18 protein-coding genes are annotated in these 19,141 nt (G+C 49.6%); 10 read left to right on the plus strand and 8 right to left on the minus strand.

The annotated features are described in order from the left end of the window. The first annotated feature begins 1 nt into the window (after position 1). Both K3T82_RS20475 and K3T82_RS20480 read left to right on the plus strand, forming a co-directional pair. Positions 2 to 217: a hypothetical protein gene (locus K3T82_RS20475; RefSeq protein WP_220195404.1), complete on the plus strand. Its 216-nt coding sequence runs from the start codon at positions 2 to 4 to the stop codon at positions 215 to 217. A 49-nt stretch (positions 218 to 266) separates the two neighbouring features. Beyond that, complete coding sequence (locus tag K3T82_RS20480) at positions 267 to 752, plus strand: iron chaperone (protein WP_220195405.1); 486 nt, start codon at positions 267 to 269, stop codon at positions 750 to 752. Between the two features lie 180 nt (positions 753 to 932). Here K3T82_RS20480 and K3T82_RS20485 read toward each other — a convergent pair whose 3' ends face one another. Both K3T82_RS20485 and K3T82_RS20490 read right to left on the minus strand, forming a co-directional pair. Further along, complete coding sequence (locus K3T82_RS20485) at positions 933 to 1,250, minus strand: hypothetical protein (RefSeq protein ID WP_220195406.1); 318 nt, start codon at positions 1,248 to 1,250, stop codon at positions 933 to 935. Continuing rightward, complete coding sequence (locus K3T82_RS20490; RefSeq protein WP_220195407.1) at positions 1,169 to 2,356, minus strand: eIF2A-related protein; 1,188 nt, start codon at positions 2,354 to 2,356, stop codon at positions 1,169 to 1,171. Before K3T82_RS20490 ends, K3T82_RS20485 begins: the two co-directional genes overlap by 82 nt. 316 nt (positions 2,357 to 2,672) lie before the next feature. Here K3T82_RS20490 and K3T82_RS20495 point away from each other — a divergent pair, with 316 nt between their 5' ends. The 3 genes from K3T82_RS20495 (at position 2,673) to K3T82_RS20505 (ending at position 5,478) form a co-directional block, all read left to right on the plus strand. After that, a complete protein-coding gene (locus tag K3T82_RS20495; RefSeq protein ID WP_220195408.1) occupies positions 2,673 to 3,266 on the plus strand; it encodes a hypothetical protein in 594 nt (197 codons plus the stop codon). Next, positions 3,263 to 4,048 (plus strand): DUF2071 domain-containing protein, encoded by a 786-nt coding sequence (locus tag K3T82_RS20500; protein ID WP_220195409.1) that lies wholly within the window; start codon positions 3,263 to 3,265, stop codon positions 4,046 to 4,048. Before K3T82_RS20495 ends, K3T82_RS20500 begins: the two co-directional genes overlap by 4 nt. Before the next feature lie 206 nt (positions 4,049 to 4,254). Continuing rightward, complete coding sequence (locus K3T82_RS20505; RefSeq protein WP_220195410.1) at positions 4,255 to 5,478, plus strand: cytochrome P450 family protein; 1,224 nt, start codon at positions 4,255 to 4,257, stop codon at positions 5,476 to 5,478. A 118-nt stretch (positions 5,479 to 5,596) separates the two neighbouring features. Here the strand turns inward: K3T82_RS20505 and K3T82_RS20510 are convergent, their stop codons facing one another. Next, positions 5,597 to 6,580: a LacI family DNA-binding transcriptional regulator gene (locus K3T82_RS20510; protein WP_220195411.1), complete on the minus strand. Its 984-nt coding sequence runs from the start codon at positions 6,578 to 6,580 to the stop codon at positions 5,597 to 5,599. Between the two features lie 137 nt (positions 6,581 to 6,717). Here K3T82_RS20510 and K3T82_RS20515 point away from each other — a divergent pair, with 137 nt between their 5' ends. After that, complete coding sequence (locus K3T82_RS20515) at positions 6,718 to 8,208, plus strand: MDR family MFS transporter (RefSeq protein WP_220195412.1); 1,491 nt, start codon at positions 6,718 to 6,720, stop codon at positions 8,206 to 8,208. A 149-nt stretch (positions 8,209 to 8,357) separates the two neighbouring features. Here K3T82_RS20515 and K3T82_RS20520 read toward each other — a convergent pair whose 3' ends face one another. After that, positions 8,358 to 9,011, minus strand: coding sequence for a CPBP family intramembrane glutamic endopeptidase (locus K3T82_RS20520; RefSeq protein WP_220195413.1), 654 nt, complete (start codon positions 9,009 to 9,011; stop codon positions 8,358 to 8,360). Between the two features lie 557 nt (positions 9,012 to 9,568). On the opposite strand from K3T82_RS20520, the gene K3T82_RS20525 reads away from it, so the two are divergent. After that, positions 9,569 to 10,903, plus strand: a complete 1,335-nt coding sequence (locus K3T82_RS20525; protein WP_220195414.1) for an erythromycin esterase family protein — start codon at positions 9,569 to 9,571, stop codon at positions 10,901 to 10,903. Positions 10,904 to 11,092: 189 nt separating this feature from the next. On the opposite strand, the gene K3T82_RS20530 is transcribed toward K3T82_RS20525, so the two are convergent. Next, entirely contained in the window at positions 11,093 to 11,584 is a 492-nt protein-coding gene (locus K3T82_RS20530; RefSeq protein WP_220195415.1) for a RidA family protein, read from the minus strand. Continuing rightward, the gene (locus K3T82_RS20535; RefSeq protein WP_220195416.1) at positions 11,568 to 12,290 is read right to left on the minus strand and encodes an SDR family NAD(P)-dependent oxidoreductase; all 723 of its coding nucleotides are present in this window, start codon (positions 12,288 to 12,290) and stop codon (positions 11,568 to 11,570) included. The genes K3T82_RS20530 and K3T82_RS20535 overlap by 17 nt, the downstream gene beginning before the upstream one ends. 420 nt (positions 12,291 to 12,710) lie before the next feature. On the opposite strand from K3T82_RS20535, the gene K3T82_RS20540 reads away from it, so the two are divergent. Continuing rightward, positions 12,711 to 13,583: an NAD-dependent epimerase/dehydratase family protein gene (locus K3T82_RS20540; RefSeq protein ID WP_220195417.1), complete on the plus strand. Its 873-nt coding sequence runs from the start codon at positions 12,711 to 12,713 to the stop codon at positions 13,581 to 13,583. Positions 13,584 to 13,603: 20 nt separating this feature from the next. On the opposite strand, the gene K3T82_RS20545 is transcribed toward K3T82_RS20540, so the two are convergent. Next, positions 13,604 to 14,803 (minus strand): enolase C-terminal domain-like protein, encoded by a 1,200-nt coding sequence (locus K3T82_RS20545; RefSeq protein ID WP_220195418.1) that lies wholly within the window; start codon positions 14,801 to 14,803, stop codon positions 13,604 to 13,606. Positions 14,804 to 14,849: 46 nt separating this feature from the next. Further along, positions 14,850 to 16,013: a GntR family transcriptional regulator gene (locus tag K3T82_RS20550; RefSeq protein WP_220195419.1), complete on the minus strand. Its 1,164-nt coding sequence runs from the start codon at positions 16,011 to 16,013 to the stop codon at positions 14,850 to 14,852. 657 nt (positions 16,014 to 16,670) lie between these two features. Here K3T82_RS20550 and K3T82_RS20555 point away from each other — a divergent pair. Continuing rightward, complete coding sequence (locus tag K3T82_RS20555) at positions 16,671 to 18,029, plus strand: ABC transporter substrate-binding protein (protein WP_220195420.1); 1,359 nt, start codon at positions 16,671 to 16,673, stop codon at positions 18,027 to 18,029. 102 nt (positions 18,030 to 18,131) lie between these two features. Further along, positions 18,132 to 19,139 carry a carbohydrate ABC transporter permease gene (locus K3T82_RS20560; RefSeq protein ID WP_220195421.1) on the plus strand — a complete coding sequence of 336 codons (1,008 nt, stop codon included), beginning with the start codon at positions 18,132 to 18,134 and terminating at the stop codon, positions 19,137 to 19,139. Positions 19,140 to 19,141 lie beyond the last annotated feature (2 nt).

Below are 19,141 nucleotides of genomic sequence, written 5' to 3' on the forward strand. Positions count from 1 at the left end.
GATGTACTATACTATACGGATCCAAGGGCACCTGAGCCCGTCCTGGCAAGACCGCTTTGGCGGGCTCAGCATCGAGCAACAGGAGACCGGAACGACGCTGCTTTCGGGAACGCTGCCAGATCAGGCTGCGCTGCATGGAGTGCTTCTACAGATCATCCGACTCGGTCTGACCCTGCTCTCGCTTGAAGCGAGCGAGAACAAGAAGAATGATGCTTAAATCTGTATCCAATTTACCCAAATTGAAATAGAAAAAATCAGGAGATTCTATGAGCCAGTCTGAAAAGAAAATCACGCAAGACTCCACAAAAAACGCCGAAACAACCAACAAGAAATACAAGGGCTTCTCCGATGAGGAACGAGCTGCGATGAAGGAGCGCGCGAAAGAGCAGAAGGCGGAGGCACGTGCCAACAAGAACAGGGAGGAAGGGGAAAACGACGTGCTCACGAAGATCACCGCATTGCCGGAACCTGACCGCGCCATGGCCGCGCGGATCCATGAGATCATCAAAGAAAACGCCCCAGTGCTTGCACCAAGAACGTGGTATGGAATGCCCGCGTATGCCATAGATGGCAAGATTGTCTGCTTCTTCCAACCTGCGATCAAGTTCAACACCAGGTACGCAACACTCGGCTTCAACGACAGCGCGAATCTCGATGAAGGCGCTCTGTGGCCGGTCGCCTTCGCACTAAAAGAGTTGACTGATACAGAAGAGGCAAAAATCGCCGCGCTCGTGAGGAAAGCAGTGGGTTGAGGGCTGAACTCGCCCCTGGTGTAAAACGTGGACATAAAGCCATCGATTTTCGGGGAAACATCCTCGTGATTGCCTTACTCCTCTTTGGCCTTATCAGGTGATTTCTCAGTCACTAACCAGGAAAAAGGTCTTCTCATCAGCAGAGGAATTCCTCGAAAATCAACAGCCTAATGTTAATGTTTACTCTGGAACTGACAGGAAAAGCACGGGATTCCAGCCACTAGCAACCATAAGCACCATTAACCCACCCATGACCGTGACAATGAGCAAAGCTATGCCAGTTATGCGCACTGGGCTGACCTTCTTCTTCATTCCGAACATAATCACAAGCGCAATCACGAGGAAGCCAGCACCATACATACCAATGTCGATCAGATCGAAGCGGCTAGCCTGCCCAACGAAGGTAGCACGTGGTTCTATGATGGAGACATTGTGCCCACCTGAAGCGAAGACAAGCTTTGTGCTATCAGGTGACCAGTCTGGAGTATCAAACCCCAACCGGAGGAGCCATAATAGCTATAAATTGGATGCCCAATGTCAGCATTCCACACTTGTATCAGATCGGGATCGGCACTCATGGCTATGCGCTTCCCATCCGGCGACCACGCCACGCCAGTCACGTGGCGACCATACCCAGGATAATAATCATAGAGGAGGTGCTGATTCGCAACTTCCCAGACCTGGACGGTATCTTCGTGATCGGTTCTGCTGCTTCTACCAATTGAGGCTATACGTTTCCCATCTGGTGACCACGCCAGATATCTTGCCACGCCGTGGTTTTTCTGGTATCCCTTGTAGATCAGAGTAGAACCGTTGCCTGTCGGATCCCATATACTCACTGCCCCATCTTCGCTCGCCGAAGCAATTCGCTTTCCATCTGGTGACCAGACTACTTGATTGAGAAATGTGTCCTCTTTGTAGGTATAAAGAACATTCCCACTTGCGGCTTCCACAATCTGCACCATGCCAGCACTGCTGTTGCTATTAGCGACCGCCAGACGGGTTCCATCTGGCGACCAGGACAGGGAGGATGGGTCCAGAGAGAGATGAATGACGCGTTCATTGTCACCATTAGTCGCGTCCCATATATGGATAGCATTATCTTCATCTGTTGATGCAATGCGCCTGCTATCAGGTGACCATGTGAAACCTTTACTATAAGCATCGGTATGATAACCGCTATGGCTAAAGAGCTGTCGCCCGCTACCAGAATCCCACACACGCACAGTCTTATCACTGCTACCAGTCGCGACATACTTTCCATCCGGAGACCAGGCAGCTTCTACGACTCCCTCTGTATGACCAGAGAAATTGACACGTGGAACCTGTCCCTCCAAAGACTTCACCTGTTGTTCTATCACCAGGAAGAACACGAGAATAAGCAATATACAAACAATTGTCGCCCCGCCATTTTTCCATATCTGGGACAAGACGACGCGACAACCCATTCTGTAAGCTTGCGACGGAGAGGAGGATACTCCCGCCATTTTGCCGCGCCCGATTTCTTGCATCTTTTCATAGAGATTATTTTGCATGGACTGTCCACAATTTGGGCAAAAACGCTGTTTAGGTGTATTCTCTACGCCACAATTCGCACAATACATATGCTTGCTCCCTGAGGATTCCTTCGCTCATAAGTGACATGTGACTCCCCCCTCGAAACCATGCCAACATCCACAGGCTCTAAAAAGCTCTACCGCAAGCATACAATGTTTCGGCCCCTAATGCTGTGACACAGGCCATAATCTGCTCTGCTTGTGATTTTTTGGACTGACACCGTTGGGAAAGCAGCCCCAACGTTAAGCGACACATTATAAAAGAAGTGGGTCGACTCACTGGTTAACTTGTCTATTTCGCGTTACACTGGCAGCATTAAATGCCCAGGAGGTTTTTTATCAACTATCGGGAGAGCATCGAACTATGGAGCGCAATAATGCGGAACGAGTATTCACGCTCGTCGCTGAAATTGGCGGCGATATTCGTGGGCGTATCATTTCTGAACGCTGGTGGCTAATCTGGATTGTCATGGGTATTCAAATCTTGCTTACCAATAGTATCACCCAATTACTTTTGTGGAATGGTGAGCATCGTTCGCTTATATATATTGGCCTGTGGGGTCTGCATATCTTGCTTATACCGCCGATCATTTTCTTTATTCACCGACGCAGCGGCGGTCAGCGTACCACAACGGAAACTTTCATTTGGTGGATCTGGACGACCTTTATTCTCGCCGCGACATGTACTGGCCTTTTCAATGAAGCGGTTGGCTTGCCGCTCTTCTTCAATGCGCCCATTCTTAGCTTGTTAGCCGCTGTAGCCTTCTCAATGATGGCAATGGTTACGCATCGCTATTTCCTCATCCATGCTGTTGTCTTCCTCGCTACTATGATTGCTATGAGTGCTTTCCCTCAAGCACAATTCGTGATCTATGGGGGATGCTGGTGTCTTGCTCTAGTGGCTCTTGGTATTTATTACCGTCTCACTATCGTTCCACATCCCGCGAGGCAGCTATGAGCAATTCCACCCATCGCCTTCCCATCGCCATGAAAACAACCTTTCAAGATATCTTGTTACTCACCTATGCTGTTCCGCCCCCACTCCTGGCAGATCTGCTTCCCGCCTATATACATCCTTATATCCATAATGGCAGGAGCTATATTTCCATTGTCATAGGCAACATGCGGGGCATGCGGCCCGGTGTGTTACCTGAATTTCTGGGGACGAGCTACTATCAGATTGTCTATCGAGCCGTGGTCTGCTTGCGCGATCTAGACGGTCGTGAACGCAGAGGCGTTTTCTTTTTGCGCTCGGATAGCAACGATCCCGTGATGAATTATTTCGGGAATCGTCTTACCGAATTTCGCTTTCATTTCTTTCATACTGGTGCCATCTCGCTCTTCCAGCGCCATCAAGAACTGCTGGTCAGTGTGGAGACTGCGGACAAACAGGGTGATCTCGTCGCCTATCTGCGCAATCAGGGATCAGCCGAGCATTTGCCTCCCGCTGAAGACTTTGCCACAATTGAGGAAGAAAAAAACACCCTGGTCCAGCTTTTCCATGCTTATGCCTATGATCCTGAACACGCTATAGTCTACGATCTAGAAATCGAGCGCGGCGAATGGTCATTACAACGTTTAGAGATGCTAGATGTTTTCTCAGCCTTTTTCAAGGAGTATCCTTTTCCAGCGGCTACCGCCCGACCCATCTCCCACATCTACATTCAGGAATGCAGCTATATCTGGAAACCGATGATTGCCATCCCCGTTAGTACTCTCCAAAAGATGAAAGGAGGCTAGTGCCCTTCCCCCTTCCCCTAAATGATTGCTGTGCGGACCTTGGCATTCGTCGGGAGAAAATGAAATTGCTCTGGCTTCCACACTCTTACCTTGACCTTGACGCTCTTGCGTACTATAGTACGCAAGGACTATGGAAGTGGTAAAAAGTGGGGACAGAACATTGTCATACAACGAGCTACGCTCGTTGGCACTGGTAAGGATGAGTTATGAACCAACCACAGGAACTTAATCTAGCATCACCAACCTTTAAGGCCAATCCATACCCTGTTTTCACCGAATTGCGGGCGCATGATCCATTACATAAGATTACACTCCAAAATGGACGATCCGCTTGGCTGGTCACACGCTATCAGGATGCGGAGAAGCTACTTCGCGACGAGCGCTTTGTTAAAAGTATGCGCAATTCGCTCACACCCGAAGAAATTGCACAGCAACAATCTCTCTTCTCGCAGCAGTCCTCCTTTAACTTTCTCTCTCAACATATGCTCAACGCTGATCCCCCAGACCATACACGCCTGCGTTCTCTTATCAATCTCTCTTTTACGCCACGCCTCGTAGAGCAGTGGCGCTCACGCATCCAGGCATTGACCGATGAACTGCTCGACGCTATTGAGAACAAGGGGGAGATGGACCTTATCGATCAGTTCGCCTTCCCCCTACCCATGATGGTAATTTCTGAAATGCTTGGCGTACCTGATGCGGATCGCTCTAAGTTCCGCTCGTGGTCAAATCTGGTCGTGGAAGCGGCAGGCAATCCAGAAGCTTTTCGTCAGGCTGCGGATCAACTTCTAGCCTTCTATCAGTATATGGTGCAACTGATCGAAGATAAGCGCCAGACTCCCGCCGATGATCTTCTGAGCAAACTCATTCTGGCAGAAGCTGAAGGAAACAAACTCTCTCAGCAAGAACTGGTGTCGATGATTTTCCTCCTCATCATCGCGGGACATGAAACTACTGTCAATCTCATTAGCAACGGAGTCCTGGCACTTCTGGAACATCCAGAACAATTTCAATTACTCAAAGAACAGCCTGAACTCATCAAGACTGCTATCGAGGAGTTCTTGCGCTACCGAGGACCACTCATGCTAGCAACTCAGCGATGGGCGCGTGAGGATGCTGAGTATGAAGGCAAGCACATTCAACGTGGCGACCATATCCTTATCGCCCTCTCCGCTGCCAATCGCGATGATGAGGAGTTTGGCGCAGCAGACAAACTTGACATTACACGCCGCGAGAACCGTCATCTGGCTTTTGGCAAAGGTATCCACTACTGTCTTGGTGCGCCACTCGCACGTCTCGAAGGCCAAATTGCTATCGGAACCCTTGTACGTCGCTTTCCAGACTTGCGCCTGAATGCCGATCCCCAGACACTCACCTGGCGCCCTGGTTCGCTCATTATGGGCTTGAACACACTACCAGTCTCTTTCTAAGCCCATCGCCCCTCGTTACAAAGCATAGTATAGAGGATAGACACGCTATTCCAGCGTATGCTAACCTCTATACCTTCTCTCCAATGGAACCTAGAGGAATATATGCCATCGAAACCTATTATGCGGATGCGCGTTTGATAAGCGTCAGCGTCTTTTGTGTCTTCCAGGTAACGGTTTCACCACGGCTCAGAGCCACAATTGCCTCGATGAGTGGATCAAGCGCAGATTCATTGTGGAACGCAATGGTCGTCAAGGCAGGAAGGCTCCATTGGGCAAGCGGAATATTATCACATCCAACTACCGCTGCCATGTGAGGAATTGTGATATTTTCATCAGCCAACGCTGCAAGAGCAGCAATGGCAACCTCGTCATTATAGCAGCAGATACCCCACGAATGGTCACATGAGGCGAGAGTGTCCCGCAAAATCGTTCGTGCCTCCTCGCGTGAAGAAGGAAGAGTACGGAGCACAGGTTCTGTACATTCCCATCGCAGACATGCTTGCTGTACTCCTCTAAAGCGATGGGATGAGAGTCGTTGCACATCCTTACGCTCAGAATCAAGGAAGATCAAAGAACGTTTGCCACACTGAATCAGATACTCAGCTTGCATTGCCCCAATCTGTTCTTCTAATCTAGCATCTCCTAACAGGTGGAGAATTGGTGCATGGAATTGCTGTAAAAAAGCAGCAACTAGCGGATCATCCTGGTCGGCATAAGAAAGGAGAACACTTGGTGTAATATGGGCTGATGGGTGCGTCGTTCCGATACTGGGATGCATCCCCACATAAGAGAGGAGCGTCAAATCATGTCGCGCTAACCTTTGCTCAAGTTCCTTCAGAGAGCGGGCAAGCGCCGGATCAACCTGTTCAAAAGGCAAGACCGCTAGCACAAGCTGGCTCTGACCAGAACGGAGGAGCCGTGCGGGAGCAAAAGGGCTATAACCAAGCTTCTGTGCTGCCTGGAGAATACGCTCACGTGTTTCCGGCGGAATCGTCTGACGCGGGTCATTATTTAAGACATAACTGACTGTTGCCCGTGAAACACCACAGGCCCGCGCGACATCTGCACTCGTTACCCGATGTTTTTCAGATGCCTTTGCCATAATCGCTCATCCTTTCCCTTGACACTCATCTTCATTCCTGACTATAATAGAACTTACACGAGTAAGTCAAGAGGGAGACATAAATAAAATGTCTTACTTACTCGTGTAAGTTTATAAAGGTAAGAAAGTGACGGTCTATGCTTTCTCTCTCTCGTTTTCAGGGACGACTTGCTTATAAATGGTGGGTCATGCTTACCGTTGCATTGGGCATGCTCATGAGTATGATGGATTCCACCATCGTGAATATTGCCATTCCTCAGATGCAGCGAGCTTTTGCGGCAAGCCTTCATGACGTCCAGTGGATTACTACTATTTATATGATCACGCAAGCGATAGTGATACCTCTGGCTCCCTACCTCACGACACTTCTGGGAGCAAAACGCGCCTATCTCTGGTCATTGAGTTCATTCCTGGTGGGGTCTGTACTCTGTGGTTGCGCCTGGAATCTTTCTTCCCTCATCGTTTTTCGTTGTTTGCAAGGAATTGGAGGCGGCGTCTTGTTGCCAATGGTGATGATTCTGCAAATGCAGGCATTCCCATATGAAGAACGTGGGAAGGCAGGCAGTGTTATGGGTCTCGCCTTGATGGTTGCCCCCACGCTCGGCCCTTTTCTGGGTGGCTATCTGGTTGGTTCCTTTGGCTGGCAATGGGCCTTTTTCATCAATATTCCCCTGGGAATAATCGCAGTCATCTTAGCGCAGCAGGTCTTAAAGCCTGTGGAAGGGCAAGCTGGAACGCGCTTTGATAGCGGGGGCTTTCTCGCCTCCGCTTGTGGGACTGCGCTGCTCCTATATGCGGCTCCTGACATGATAACCAACGGGCCTACCATCTGGAATACCTTGTTGCTTGTAGGGAGTTTTATTTCCCTGGCGCTCTTTGTAGCTCTTGAACGGCGACTCATACATCAGGGTCGGATGCCTTTACTGGACCTGCGTCGTTTCCATGATCGTGCCTTTACTTTCAGTGTACTCACTCAGATTCTGATCTTTTTTGTCTGGTTTGGGGTCCTCTTTCTTCTCCCTATTTATCTCCAAGCACTGCATCAGGAGACGCCACTGCAAGCGGGAATAATCCAGGGGGCCATTTCTCTGGCGACGCTGATTGTCTTGCCCATCGGAGGATGGATCGCTGATCGGATCGGTCCGCGCGCTGCTGTCATTCCAGGCTTACTCCTACTGGCTGGCGCTCTCGCGGCGCTAGTAATGCTGGCTTTGGATACCCCTATCTGGATACTGGTATGCTTGTTTCTCTTCTTAGGCGCTGCCAATGCCATGACAAATCAGGTAGGGGTTTCCGCGTTATCACAGATTAAGAAGGAAGAAGGGCAGGCGATTGCAAATGCTTCGACACTTCTTTCGGTATTGCGAGCTACGGCAGCACCTCTGGGTGTAGCCATCATTGCCAGTTTCGTCCAGATACGAAGTCAGCATTTTCAGCAAACATTTGTTGAACAAGGTCTCTCAAAAGTGACCCTGCTGCGACAAAGTGAACTTTTAGCTCTACATGACAGTTTTCTTCTGGCAGCGTTCCTGATCCTGATCGCCTTCGGCACGATGTGCTGTGTTCCTCGCCTACGAGGAAGATGGATACCAGCCTCCACCAGAAACCCTTCGTCGACAGTTGATTAACCATCAATGAAGAGCTTCATAATTTCGTGCCTAATAAATACGGCGCTTCTGGTCTTCTCATAATATGAGAATTTGATGGAAGGGAAGCATCTTCTGGTAGAGGCCAATACACAGTACAGACTCATTGTGTGATTTTCTGGCAAGTTTGCTCATGAGAGATGAAAAAGGACTGAAGAAAGAAAATCATTGAGGCTATGAGTGATGATGCTACTCCAGAGTGTTTTAGAAAAGTAAAAAATGACGGCGAAAATCACTCCAAGCACAAAAATGGAGAACACATTCGACCATGTCAGCACGTGCAGCATTATCCAGCCCGGCAGATGAATGACTAGAAACAGCAGTGATGAAAGCAGATTCGCGATCCAGACAGGAAACTTCTCCTTGAGTTTCTGGAAAATGAAGCCCCGAAACGGAATTTCTTCAAATACCCCGATCAGCAGAGAGGTGCTGAGTATGTTATTCCAGGTGATAGAGGATATACTGGGATGCGGCGAACCAAAACGCAGCAACATCCCTACAAAATTGAGCAGAGAGAATGCAAAACCAAGAAAGACGCCCCTCTTCCAGTACTGATTGAGCTTCAAATAGGCAATGGGATGAACATGGTCAATATAGCGCAAGTAGACAAACACGGGAATGACCCAGATCAACAATCTCGACACAATATTGACAAGCGCATAGGTGGGAGTTGCTGGTCCCAGTGCCTGTATTGGGGGATAGATCAGATAGACCCATCCAATCCATAAACCATAAAAAAGGAAAAGATAGGCGATGAAAGGAGAGAAAGGAAGTTTGGCTTTCATCTCAATAGATACCTCCATAAGAAAGATTTCAAGTAGAGAATACCAGGAACCATCCGATTTATCACCATTGTAAATGAGCTAAATCTCGCGATACCAATGAACAGCAACCAAATATTTAACAATGTAAATACAAACAGGGCCAGCATTCCTGTTTCACCTCTTCTCCCCTCTTGAAAACAACACTCAAGCTTCAAGCAAAACTCTAAATTCTATTGTTGAGGCTTTTTGGTGGCATCTTCCTCGTTCTCTCGGAGGAAGCCAGATAGATTGAGCAGAATATGGACCAATTATATCCATACACGCGCTTCCAACTCTCTTCCTACCCTCTAATCTTGCATCTGTGTTGTACAGTAAGAATCGTGATCCAGAAAAAGCCCGACCAGCTTGGATCGGAGATGCATGCATGCAGCCAAATACTCAATCTGCTTGAACCTGGAGATTATTCTCACATGTCCAGACTTCCATGCCCTCATCGCCCAACTGTGAGCATGGAAGATAGCAGAAGGAGAGAAATTCTCATTGGGTGAATGATACAGGGAACGACAAAGGTGAAACCAATGACACACACGACAGCAATATATGCAACATTAAACGATTGGATAGCACACAAGGCGATCCCATTCTCACTCGCTTCTCGCCCAAACTTCAACGCCGCCATTGATAAGATGATCAGCTCACTTGAAGATTCCGTAAAATTACTTGGCTTTGGAGAAGCACTCCATGGAGGAGAAGAGTTGCTTGTCCTTCGCAACCAACTCTTCCAGCGCCTTGTAGAAGCCTATGGCTACAGCGCCATTGCCATTGAGAGCAGTTTCCCCAGGGGCTTCACCATCAACGACTATGTGCTTGGGCGCAGTACGGCCTCCTATGAAGAGGTGCAAGAGATTGGATTGAGCCACGGTTTCGGAAAGCTCGATGCGAATCGAGAACTTATCGAGTGGATGAAACATTACAATGCTGATCCAACACACCAGAGGAAACTTCAGTTCTATGGTTTTGATAGTCCGACCGAAATGACCGGCACAGATAGTCCCCGCCAGACACTCCACGTCGCGCTTAATTATCTCAGTTCAGTTGATGAGGCACTAGCCCAGGAGTATCGAAACCGCATCGACCGGCTGCTTGGGGAAGATGCGAATTGGGAAAATCCTGCCGCAGTATTCGATGCATCACAATCGATAGGTCAGTCGGCTGAGGCGAAGGCATTGCGCATTGAAACAGAGGACCTCATAGCAGAACTGCGTATGCGACGTCCCGAATTAGTGGAAAAGAGCGACCAGATGAGTTACATGGAGGCATTACAATTTGCTGTGGAGGCACGGCAGGTCTTACACTATCATGCAGAGTCAGCGAAAACGTCTGCTAATCGCCAGGCCAGAATGCTTGGCATACGTGACACAATGATGGCAGAGAATCTGGAGTACATCGTCTCCCGTGAACAGAACCGAGGCAATGTATTAGTGTTTGCCCACAATAGCCATGTCAAGCGTGGCAAGACACTATGGCAATGGGGAGATGAAACATTGATATGGTCGCCCGCTGGGGCACATCTTCATGAAATGTTTGGTCGCAGCTATGTCATCATTGGCTCAGCGATAGGCGAATCACCAACCAACGGGATAGGCCAACCAGAAGCCGGGGCGCTTGAGGCTCTATTGACTTCGACTCCCGGACCCGGACGATTCATTCCCACCGCTCAAGGGCAGGGGCTTCCCGCAGAGGAAATAGCGGCGCTTCCGATTCGCTCTGGCAGTAAGAAGAACGGATCCTATGTAGAACCACTCAATGCCCAAAGTTTCACCAATTTCGATTGGTTGGCAGTCCTGGATACGACAACCTATAACCGGGGCGGACCATCTCTAGAAGATTGGAGCACACATACCGAGCAATAACTTCTCCCTGAGAAATGTTTCGCGCTAAGTGCGAAAGGGACCATTCCAATTTGGAGGCAAACTAAGAAGTGGAGAGCCTTCATCTTGGAATGGTTGCAATCTTATCACATCCTTTGATTGGCCCGCAAAAACGAAAATCGCAGATGTATTGCAGGTAGAAAGGGTTGTGAGTACCCAGACAACGAGATCTTACCCAACAATCTCGAAGATAGTATCCAGGACAACTGGAGTTTGAACGGGCAAGCTATAGACCCCAGTGACTAGGCGAGTATGCCCCTGCTCATCCCCAAAGATCTGTGCGAACAGATCTGAGGCACCATCCGCGACTCCGGCATGCTGGGTAAAGTCCTCGGTCGTCACCAGAGCGATTCCGAGTCGTACCACTTTCCGAATACGATTCACATCCCCCAGGAAATGACTCACCGCTGCCAGTGCCTTCAATGCGGCATATCTGGTTGCTTCTCGTCCCTGTTCTATCGTCAGATCAGCACCCAATCGGCCCGTAAACATGAGTTTCCCATCGACAACAGGAAGAATACCACTGGTAAAAAGAAGGTTCCCTACCAACGATGTTTCAACATAGTGCCCAAGTGGCATTGGGGGAGATGGAAGCTCGATACCAAGCGCTTCCAATCTTTCTCGGTGATTCCTCAAGCTGCTTTGATCACCATTTACCTGCATGTGCTCCTCCATCCACATGAATGACCTCGCCAGTAACAAAGGGTGCAGCATCCAGGTACAAGATCGCGTCGGCTATTTCGGAAGCATGGCCCATGCGTGCAATGGGGTGCATCTTGCTAAGGAAACCATGATCATCGTTCTTATGCAGAGGGGTGTCAATATTGCCTGGAGCAACAGCATTGACGCGAATACCTTCACTCGCATACTCAATAGCAAGTGCTTTGGTTACCGTGTTTAATCCCCCCTTAATTAAAAGGGCCATAGAGGCTGAAACGCCTGCCACAGGCTGACCAGCCAGTGTCGTTGTGATGTTTACAATATGCCCGGTATGCTGTTTTTGCATCTGCTCAACGGCGTATTGCGTCACATAGAAGAAGCCAAGCAGGTTCGTCTTGATCAGTCGATCAATGTCCTCAGTGGTGTAGTCAGTAAAAGGTTTCGCGATAAAGATACCGGCGTTATTTACCAACAGGTCCACTCCGCCGAATCGTTGTACGGCAGTTTCTACCACTTTTTGAGCGGTTTCCTGCTTGGAAATGTCCCCGTCAACGAGAGCGAGGCGATCAGAGGCGGTCAGTGTTCCCGCGCTCGTAATCGTTCGTGAGTTGGCAACGACCTGATAGCCCCTGGCAAGCAAGGTATTGGTTAGCTCAAGACCGATACCGGATGAGGCGCCAGTCACAAGAGCGGTTTTCTTATCGGACATGGATTATCTCCTTTGTTCAAGCTTTAGAGTGCTTGTTGATCATGAAAAGCAGTGAATCAGACTCACATCAGTTTCCATCCATATAAGGGTATCTTAGAGGGTTTAAGCAATCACTTACATTCTTGCTCTCTTTAAGCAAAATCTTGCGCCACATCCACAAGCATGATGAATATATGAAGCAGCGATGGGTGAGTATATCAAGAGTGAGGGATACGTCAAAAGAGCGGATGCGAAAGGGTCAAGAGAGAGTGGAGAATTTCTTGTACTGACAGGCCCTGCGTCGATGTTTTGTGCGATGAGTTATACCGCTAACAAATCTTTAGCACTTATAACCTCAATTTAATAAAAAGCATCTTAAGCATTTACAATTATATAAAGAATGGTGTAATGTAGTATTAAGAACTTTACAAAGGAGCAGGTATGCGTGTTGTAGTAACAGGTGCAAACGGCCACCTTGGTCGCATAGTGGTCACTCATCTCATGCAACAAGGTTTCGCGGTAATCGGAGTAGACCAGCAAGGCACGCGTTTTTCTGATGCGCCCATGATTACGATTGATTTGTGTGATCTCGGCCAGGTATTTGGAGCGTTGGCTCGTGCTGACGCTGTTATCCATCTTGGGGCTATTCCCGCCCCCACTGGTCGTCCGCCGGAGCTTGTCTATCGCAATAATATTATGGGCCAGTTCAACGTTTTCGAGGCCGCCGCTCAACTAGGGATCGAGCGTGTGGTCAGTGCTTCCAGCGTTTCGGCTCTGGGCTTTCCCTACCAGCATCGCTGGTCCGAACCTCTCTATCTCCCTATTGATGAACAGCATCCCCTTCTCCCACAAGATGCTTACGGCCTCTCAAAGGCGAATGGGGAAGAGATCGCTGCCGCCTATTGTCGTCGCACTGGTGGCAGCGCAGCCAGTCTGCGGATCTCTACTGTTGTGCAGAATGAAGCTGATATTTCCCGTATTCTCGCCCATGTAAGACATGATCCTGGGGCTTCGGCACATTTGTTGTGGTCATATGTCGACGTTCGTGATGTCGCGCAGGCCTGCCAACTCGCCCTTACAGCGCCATTTAAGGGGCACTATCCTTTCTATATTACCGCCAACGATACAACGTCAGAGCTCCCTACGGATGAGCTTGTGGACCGTTGGTTCCCTACCGTCCCACGTCGTCCTGGCAATAGGCCTGAACGCTGGTCCTTGCTCGACGGCACGAGTGCCGCTGAGATACTAGGCTTCAAGCCTCAGTATCAGTGGACGGAGAGGCTAGCCGCATCCGATGCGGTAGACCCCTCCTGATCATACAAATAAGCTCAATGCTATGGGCGCGCCGCCGTGCCATCTGGTGTGCGCGCCAAAGTCCACTGTGGTGGCCCATCTGAGCAAGGATAACGCGCGGCCTGTCGCTCATCGATATCGATACCCAGCCCTGGCTGTTCATTGGGATACATATACCCGTTACGCACTTCCGGGCAGCCTGGGAAGACCTCGCGCACCGTTTCAGTGAAGCCGCTCCACTCCTGTACGCCGAAATTATGGCAGCTTACATCCAGGTGCAAGTTCGCCGCGTGCCCGACCGGTGACGTATCGCCTGGTCCATGCCACGCGGTACGCACGGCAAAGGCTTCACACAGGGTCGCCAGCTTCTTGGCAGGTGTCAATCCGCCAATCTGGCTTATATGCACGCGGATGAAATCTATCAGGCGTCGCGTAATCAATGTCGTCCACTCATGCGGGTTGTTAAATAATTCGCCTAACGCGATGGGAGTGGCACACTGTTGTCGCAGCATCTCAAGCCAGTTACCCTGCTCTGGTGATAGGGGATCTTCAAGAAAGAACAATTCGTATGGCTCTAGCTTCTTCGCCAGATTTATAGCCTCAATGGGTACCAGGCGTTCGTGGACATCATGCAATAATTCTGCCTGGAAGCCTATGTGTCCACGGATATACTCAAAGAGCCGTGGTATGCTACGCGCGTAAGAATCGGGGTCATAGTATATCCCTGGCTGTGCCTGTTCTGGCGAGCGCTTGCGCTCGGTCTTACCGCCATAGCCTCCCATCTGGCAACGTATATATTGATATCCCTGCTCCATCAGTGCCTGGACATTCTCCAGCACCTGGACCTCGTCTTTCCCATCCGCGTGCCGGTAGACCGCCGCAGCTTCGCGGCACTTGCCGCCTAGTAGTTGGTAGACGGGCATTCCGGCAAGCTTGCCCTTGATATCCCACAGGGCAATATCGACTCCTGAAATGGCATTGTTGAGCACGGGTCCATTGCGCCAATAGGAATTGACCCACATTGTTTGCCATAGGTCTTCAATCCTCTGCACATCTTTTCCTAACAAAAATGGCTTGAGATACTCCTCCACGGCAGTTCTCACAGCCAGAGGACGCTGCGTAAAGGTTGCGCAGCCCAGTCCGTAGACTCCCGGCTCAGAGGTCTCGATCTTGACGATTACCAGCCGATTCGACCCGTCTGGCATCGTTAAAATAGTTCGAACATCCCTGATGGTTAGCATCGTCAATGCCTTCCTCTCGTTTCGTTCAAAAAATTGCCCGCCTTGATTAACTGGGATCTAGCGTGGCTGTCGCCTTTTTGACGCGCAGGCGTGCTCCACATGAAGAGCGCACGATCAAGCGGGTTGGAAGTTCAATATGTTTTGGAGGGCCAGCCTGACCTTCAATGCGATTGATCAAAAGTTTTCCCGCGTATAACCCGATATCAGCCAAAGGCTGATTCACCGTTGTCAACGGGGGGTGGACACGGGGAGCAAAATCCAGATCATCAAAGCCCACAAGTGCCAGGTCATCGGGTACACGCAGACCACAATTTTGCGCAGCGGTCAACACATCTAACGCCGCGAGATCATTGGCAGCAAAAATGGCTGTTGGTCGGTCGGGGCGCCGGAGTAAAGCTTCATAGAGGTCAATTATTTCGTTTTTGGGCACCTGCTTGTTTGGCACAACAAGGCTTTCATCGTATGGGATGCCATACTCCTGTAACGCTTTGCAGTAGCCTTCCCAGCGATCACGAACCGATGTGGTCTGGATCGTTTCAATAGGCGAGTGGCAGAAGCCAATACGATGATGCCCCAGAATTAGCAAATGTTCTGTCGCTCGAAAACCTCCACCGACATTATCTGATCCCACATAATCGGTCTCCAGGGCAGGGTAATAACGGTCGATGAGGACCAACGGAAAATGCTCCGCTTGCAACTGCCATATCGTCTCTTCGTAGCTTGTATCGCAGATAGGGAAGACAATCAAACCTTGCACATGGTCCGCGCGCAGGCGTTTAATGTCGCGCGCGAACTGAACTTGATTCTCCTCAGCATACGTAAAACTCGCGTGGTAGCCGCCCATTTTAACAGCCTGTTCGACCGCGATCAGAATGTCCATATTCAATTGGGCGCCCGTGGGTCTATTTAAGACAATCCCGATCCGCTTATCCTGGGTAGGGATAATTTCTACGGGAGGAGAAGGAACGGTGGAACGACGTACAAAGGTTCCGCGCCCTGGTACCCGCTCAAGCAAGCCCTCCTCGACGAGCTGGCCAAGCGCGTGCCGAATTGTATCGCGGCTGATTTGATGTTCCGTAGCCAACTCTAACTCGGTGGGGAGGCGTGTTCCTTCTGGAAGGCGCCCATCGAGAATACGCTCACGGAAATAGGTGAGCAACTGGCGGTGGAGGGCCGTTGCGTTTTCGTGTTTATTCAGCTTCAGCGTCAAGTGAACCGTCCTTATGAGCCGCCAGGCACAGTATTGTCAGGTATCGTTGCCGGAGCAGCTATCTACAAGCATACAAAGTCTAGAAAAGAGCATAGCATATTCCATGCAAATATGCCAGTCAGATGCGGTGGAAACTCCGAGGTTTGAGAGCCATTAGAGCCATTTCGCAAGGCTTCTGGAAAAGCCTCAGCAGGTTTTCCATGTTTTTAGAGAAGTTGCTTCTATGCCTTCTCCTTGAGGCCAGATATATTTGTCCGGCTTTGTATGGTACGAATTTGTACCCTACAAATATTGACAAAGACAGATTTATTGGACATACTTTAGTACATTAGCAATGTTGCTTGATATATATGCCGATACCGAAGGAGGTCTATCACTCACTTGCTTTCACCGCGCGCTTTTTCATTCCCCATCTACTCGTTGAACGTCAAGGAAGATGCGCGTTAAGACTAGAGTTTCAGACAAACTCAGTTTAAGACATCCTGCCATAATAATGTTTCTGGCAATATGGGTCTGGATGAGGAAGGCCTTTCTACAGGCCATTCCTGATTCTTTGCTCTCTATTTCTCTATTGTCGTGTAAGAAGCACAAGTGGGAATGCTGGTACCGGATGGCCCAACCCGCTTGGACAGCATGCTTTATCCCAAGGAGGTCACTATGTCTAAGAGGACACAGTTACTCGGCATGTGTCTCTTATTATTTAGCGTCTTGCTGGCGGCCTGTGGAGGAGACGGCTCTTCAGGCTCCTCCTCAGAGCTAACCATGTGGACATGGAAGGTCGCGCATATCCCCGGCTTGCAAGCCATCGCGGATGATTTCAAAAGCAAGACCGGTATTACCGTCAAAGTATCAGCCTATAATCCTGATGATGCCTACCGTACAAAACTCACCACTGCGGGACAATCAGAACAGTTGCCGGATATTCTCTCGTATTGGTCTGGGAGCCAATGGGACCTAGCAGCCAGCGGACTGTTACAGGACCTGACTGGCAAAGTAGACAATTCATGGCAGGCAAATTTTCTGCCAGGGACATATACCAAATCCTCTGTACTTACGCAAAGTGTCTTCGATAGCTGTAAGAAAGACCCTAAATGTACGTACAAGAACCTCAAAGTAGGGCAAAGCTTTAGCGTACCCTACATGGCGGGGCAGGCATACTTTGTGTACGCAAACAAAACGATTCTGCAACAGGCGGGACTCAACCCCAACACACTCCCCAAGACAGCGGAAGAGTGGATGGATATGATGAAGGCCGTCAAATCCAAGACAGGTAAAGCGGGATTGGTCACAGGTGTCAAGAATACAGGTGTTCTCGAAAACTGGCTCTACCGCCCTCTCATGATGACCAGTTGCGGCCTCAACACCTATGATGCCATTTATAACGGTAAGGATAGCTTCGCTAACCCCTGTTCAATGCGTGTCCTGAACTGGATGAATGAGATCGCCACCAATAAGCTCTGGATACCCGACATTCTTAACACCGATATTGATCCAGGGGATACTGCATTCTCACAGGGGAAAGCAGCCTTTGATATTGGAGGTACTTATACCCTCAGCTTCCTGCTGCAACAGGGGATGAAGGCCTCGGATATTATCCCCTTCCCCGTTCCGGCTCTCAAGGGGTCAGTGTACAGTGATTTGAAAATTGGCGCAGTCTCCTTGATTGATGCGGGCATTTCCCAGAATACGACCCATTTCGATCAGGCCTTGCAGTTTCTCAAGTTTATGACCTCCTCTGAGGAGATGGCAAAATTTGCCAAGATCGTTGGCGACCTGCCAGCGGTCAAGATTTCCACCGATCCAGCGGTCGTAGGTCCAGTATTGCCCGGTCTCTTGAAAGGAATAAGCGCGGATTCGCCATTTAACGAGAGCCAGGCCATGCCCAAGACGGACATGCAGAACGTCTTTGATGTTGGATTGCAACAGTTTATCACTGGTGAAACCACTCCATCGGCGCTGGCACAGAAGACTGATAAAGCGAATCAAGCAGCGTGGAAGGCGGCGGGAGGATCGTAATCGTTCCTACACACCGGCATAGGCCCAGCGGTAGGTATGACCGAGAGTGCTGCTTGCTCTCGGTCACGCCTCAATTATTGAGCAACAAGGGAGGGCTTCGTTATGCTTCAAACCCACAGCAGACCTAATGCCAGACCTGCTTTAGATACAAGGGATGTAACAGGCGTGCCACGCAGCAGGCGTATCATACGAGCGGTGAAAAAACAAAGCAATATGCTATTCATCGTACCCGCATTAATTGTCTTTCTTATTTTTGGCTTATACACCGTGATATATTCTATCGCGCTGAGTTTCTTTCGCTGGAACGGCTTTGGAGGCTTTTCTATTCTGCCGCCCACATGTACCTATCCAATGTGCCAGTTTGTAGGCCTGGATAACTTCCGCGAATTCCTCTATCAAAATCCAACGATGTCGGCATTATTCTGGCAATCAATTGGAAATAATGTGATCATGGCGGTAGTGGTCACAGCGGGAACGATAATTATCGCACTTCCACTCGCGATTGCGCTCAACCGCGTTATCGGGGGCCAATCGCTGTTGCGTACCATCATTTTGCTGCCGATGGTGACAGCGGGCATTGCGATCTTTTATGTCTGGAGCTTTATCTATCAATCAGATGGTCTACTAAACACTGTCCTGAAAGCGCTTGGGCTAGGATCATTGCAGGCAGCGGGAGGATGGTTGGGAGATGCGTCGCGCGCATTGCCTGCATTAATGATTGTCATGATCTGGTCAGGTGTGCCGGTTGCAATGTTATTCTTCCTGACCGGTTTACAGACCATCGATAGCACCTATTTTGAAGCTGCGCGCATCGATGGAGCAAACGCGCTACAGGTCTTATGGCATATCACCTGGCCGCTTTTGCGTCCTATCACGGTGATTATTATCATTCTCAGTATTAACGGGACGCTTCAGAACTATGAGCAAGTATATCTGATGACCAATGGGGGACCTGCCGGGCATACAGCGGTAGTTGGATTACAAATCTTCAACTATGGATTTGGTGATCAACGACAACTAGGCATTGCCAGTGCTATGTCATGGATACTTTTCCTGGTCGTTTTTCTCATCTCTCTTGCCAATCTGCGTATTTTCCGTGCCAAAGATTAATA

It is taken from the genome of Ktedonospora formicarum (assembly GCF_016587355.1).
Lineage (GTDB): Bacteria > Chloroflexota > Ktedonobacteria > Ktedonobacterales > Ktedonobacteraceae > Ktedonobacter > Ktedonobacter formicarum.

Bases quoted from the DNA above. Each gene is read 5' to 3' on its own strand.
- K3T82_RS20475 (WP_220195404.1), top strand. From the start codon at position 2: ATGTACTATACTATACGGATCCAAGGGCACCTGAGCCCGTCCTGGCAA.
- K3T82_RS20480 (WP_220195405.1), top strand. From the start codon at position 267: ATGAGCCAGTCTGAAAAGAAAATCACGCAAGACTCCACAAAAAACGCC.
- K3T82_RS20490 (WP_220195407.1), bottom strand. From the start codon at position 2,356: ATGTATTGTGCGAATTGTGGCGTAGAGAATACACCTAAACAGCGTTTT.
- K3T82_RS20495 (WP_220195408.1), top strand. From the start codon at position 2,673: ATGGAGCGCAATAATGCGGAACGAGTATTCACGCTCGTCGCTGAAATT.
- K3T82_RS20500 (WP_220195409.1), top strand. From the start codon at position 3,263: ATGAGCAATTCCACCCATCGCCTTCCCATCGCCATGAAAACAACCTTT.
- K3T82_RS20505 (WP_220195410.1), top strand. From the start codon at position 4,255: ATGAACCAACCACAGGAACTTAATCTAGCATCACCAACCTTTAAGGCC.
- K3T82_RS20510 (WP_220195411.1), bottom strand. From the start codon at position 6,580: ATGGCAAAGGCATCTGAAAAACATCGGGTAACGAGTGCAGATGTCGCG.
- K3T82_RS20515 (WP_220195412.1), top strand. From the start codon at position 6,718: ATGCTTTCTCTCTCTCGTTTTCAGGGACGACTTGCTTATAAATGGTGG.
- K3T82_RS20520 (WP_220195413.1), bottom strand. From the start codon at position 9,011: ATGAAAGCCAAACTTCCTTTCTCTCCTTTCATCGCCTATCTTTTCCTT.
- K3T82_RS20525 (WP_220195414.1), top strand. From the start codon at position 9,569: ATGACACACACGACAGCAATATATGCAACATTAAACGATTGGATAGCA.
- K3T82_RS20530 (WP_220195415.1), bottom strand. From the start codon at position 11,584: ATGCAGGTAAATGGTGATCAAAGCAGCTTGAGGAATCACCGAGAAAGA.
- K3T82_RS20535 (WP_220195416.1), bottom strand. From the start codon at position 12,290: ATGTCCGATAAGAAAACCGCTCTTGTGACTGGCGCCTCATCCGGTATC.
- K3T82_RS20540 (WP_220195417.1), top strand. From the start codon at position 12,711: ATGCGTGTTGTAGTAACAGGTGCAAACGGCCACCTTGGTCGCATAGTG.
- K3T82_RS20545 (WP_220195418.1), bottom strand. From the start codon at position 14,803: ATGCTAACCATCAGGGATGTTCGAACTATTTTAACGATGCCAGACGGG.
- K3T82_RS20555 (WP_220195420.1), top strand. From the start codon at position 16,671: ATGTCTAAGAGGACACAGTTACTCGGCATGTGTCTCTTATTATTTAGC.
- K3T82_RS20560 (WP_220195421.1), top strand. From the start codon at position 18,132: ATGCTTCAAACCCACAGCAGACCTAATGCCAGACCTGCTTTAGATACA.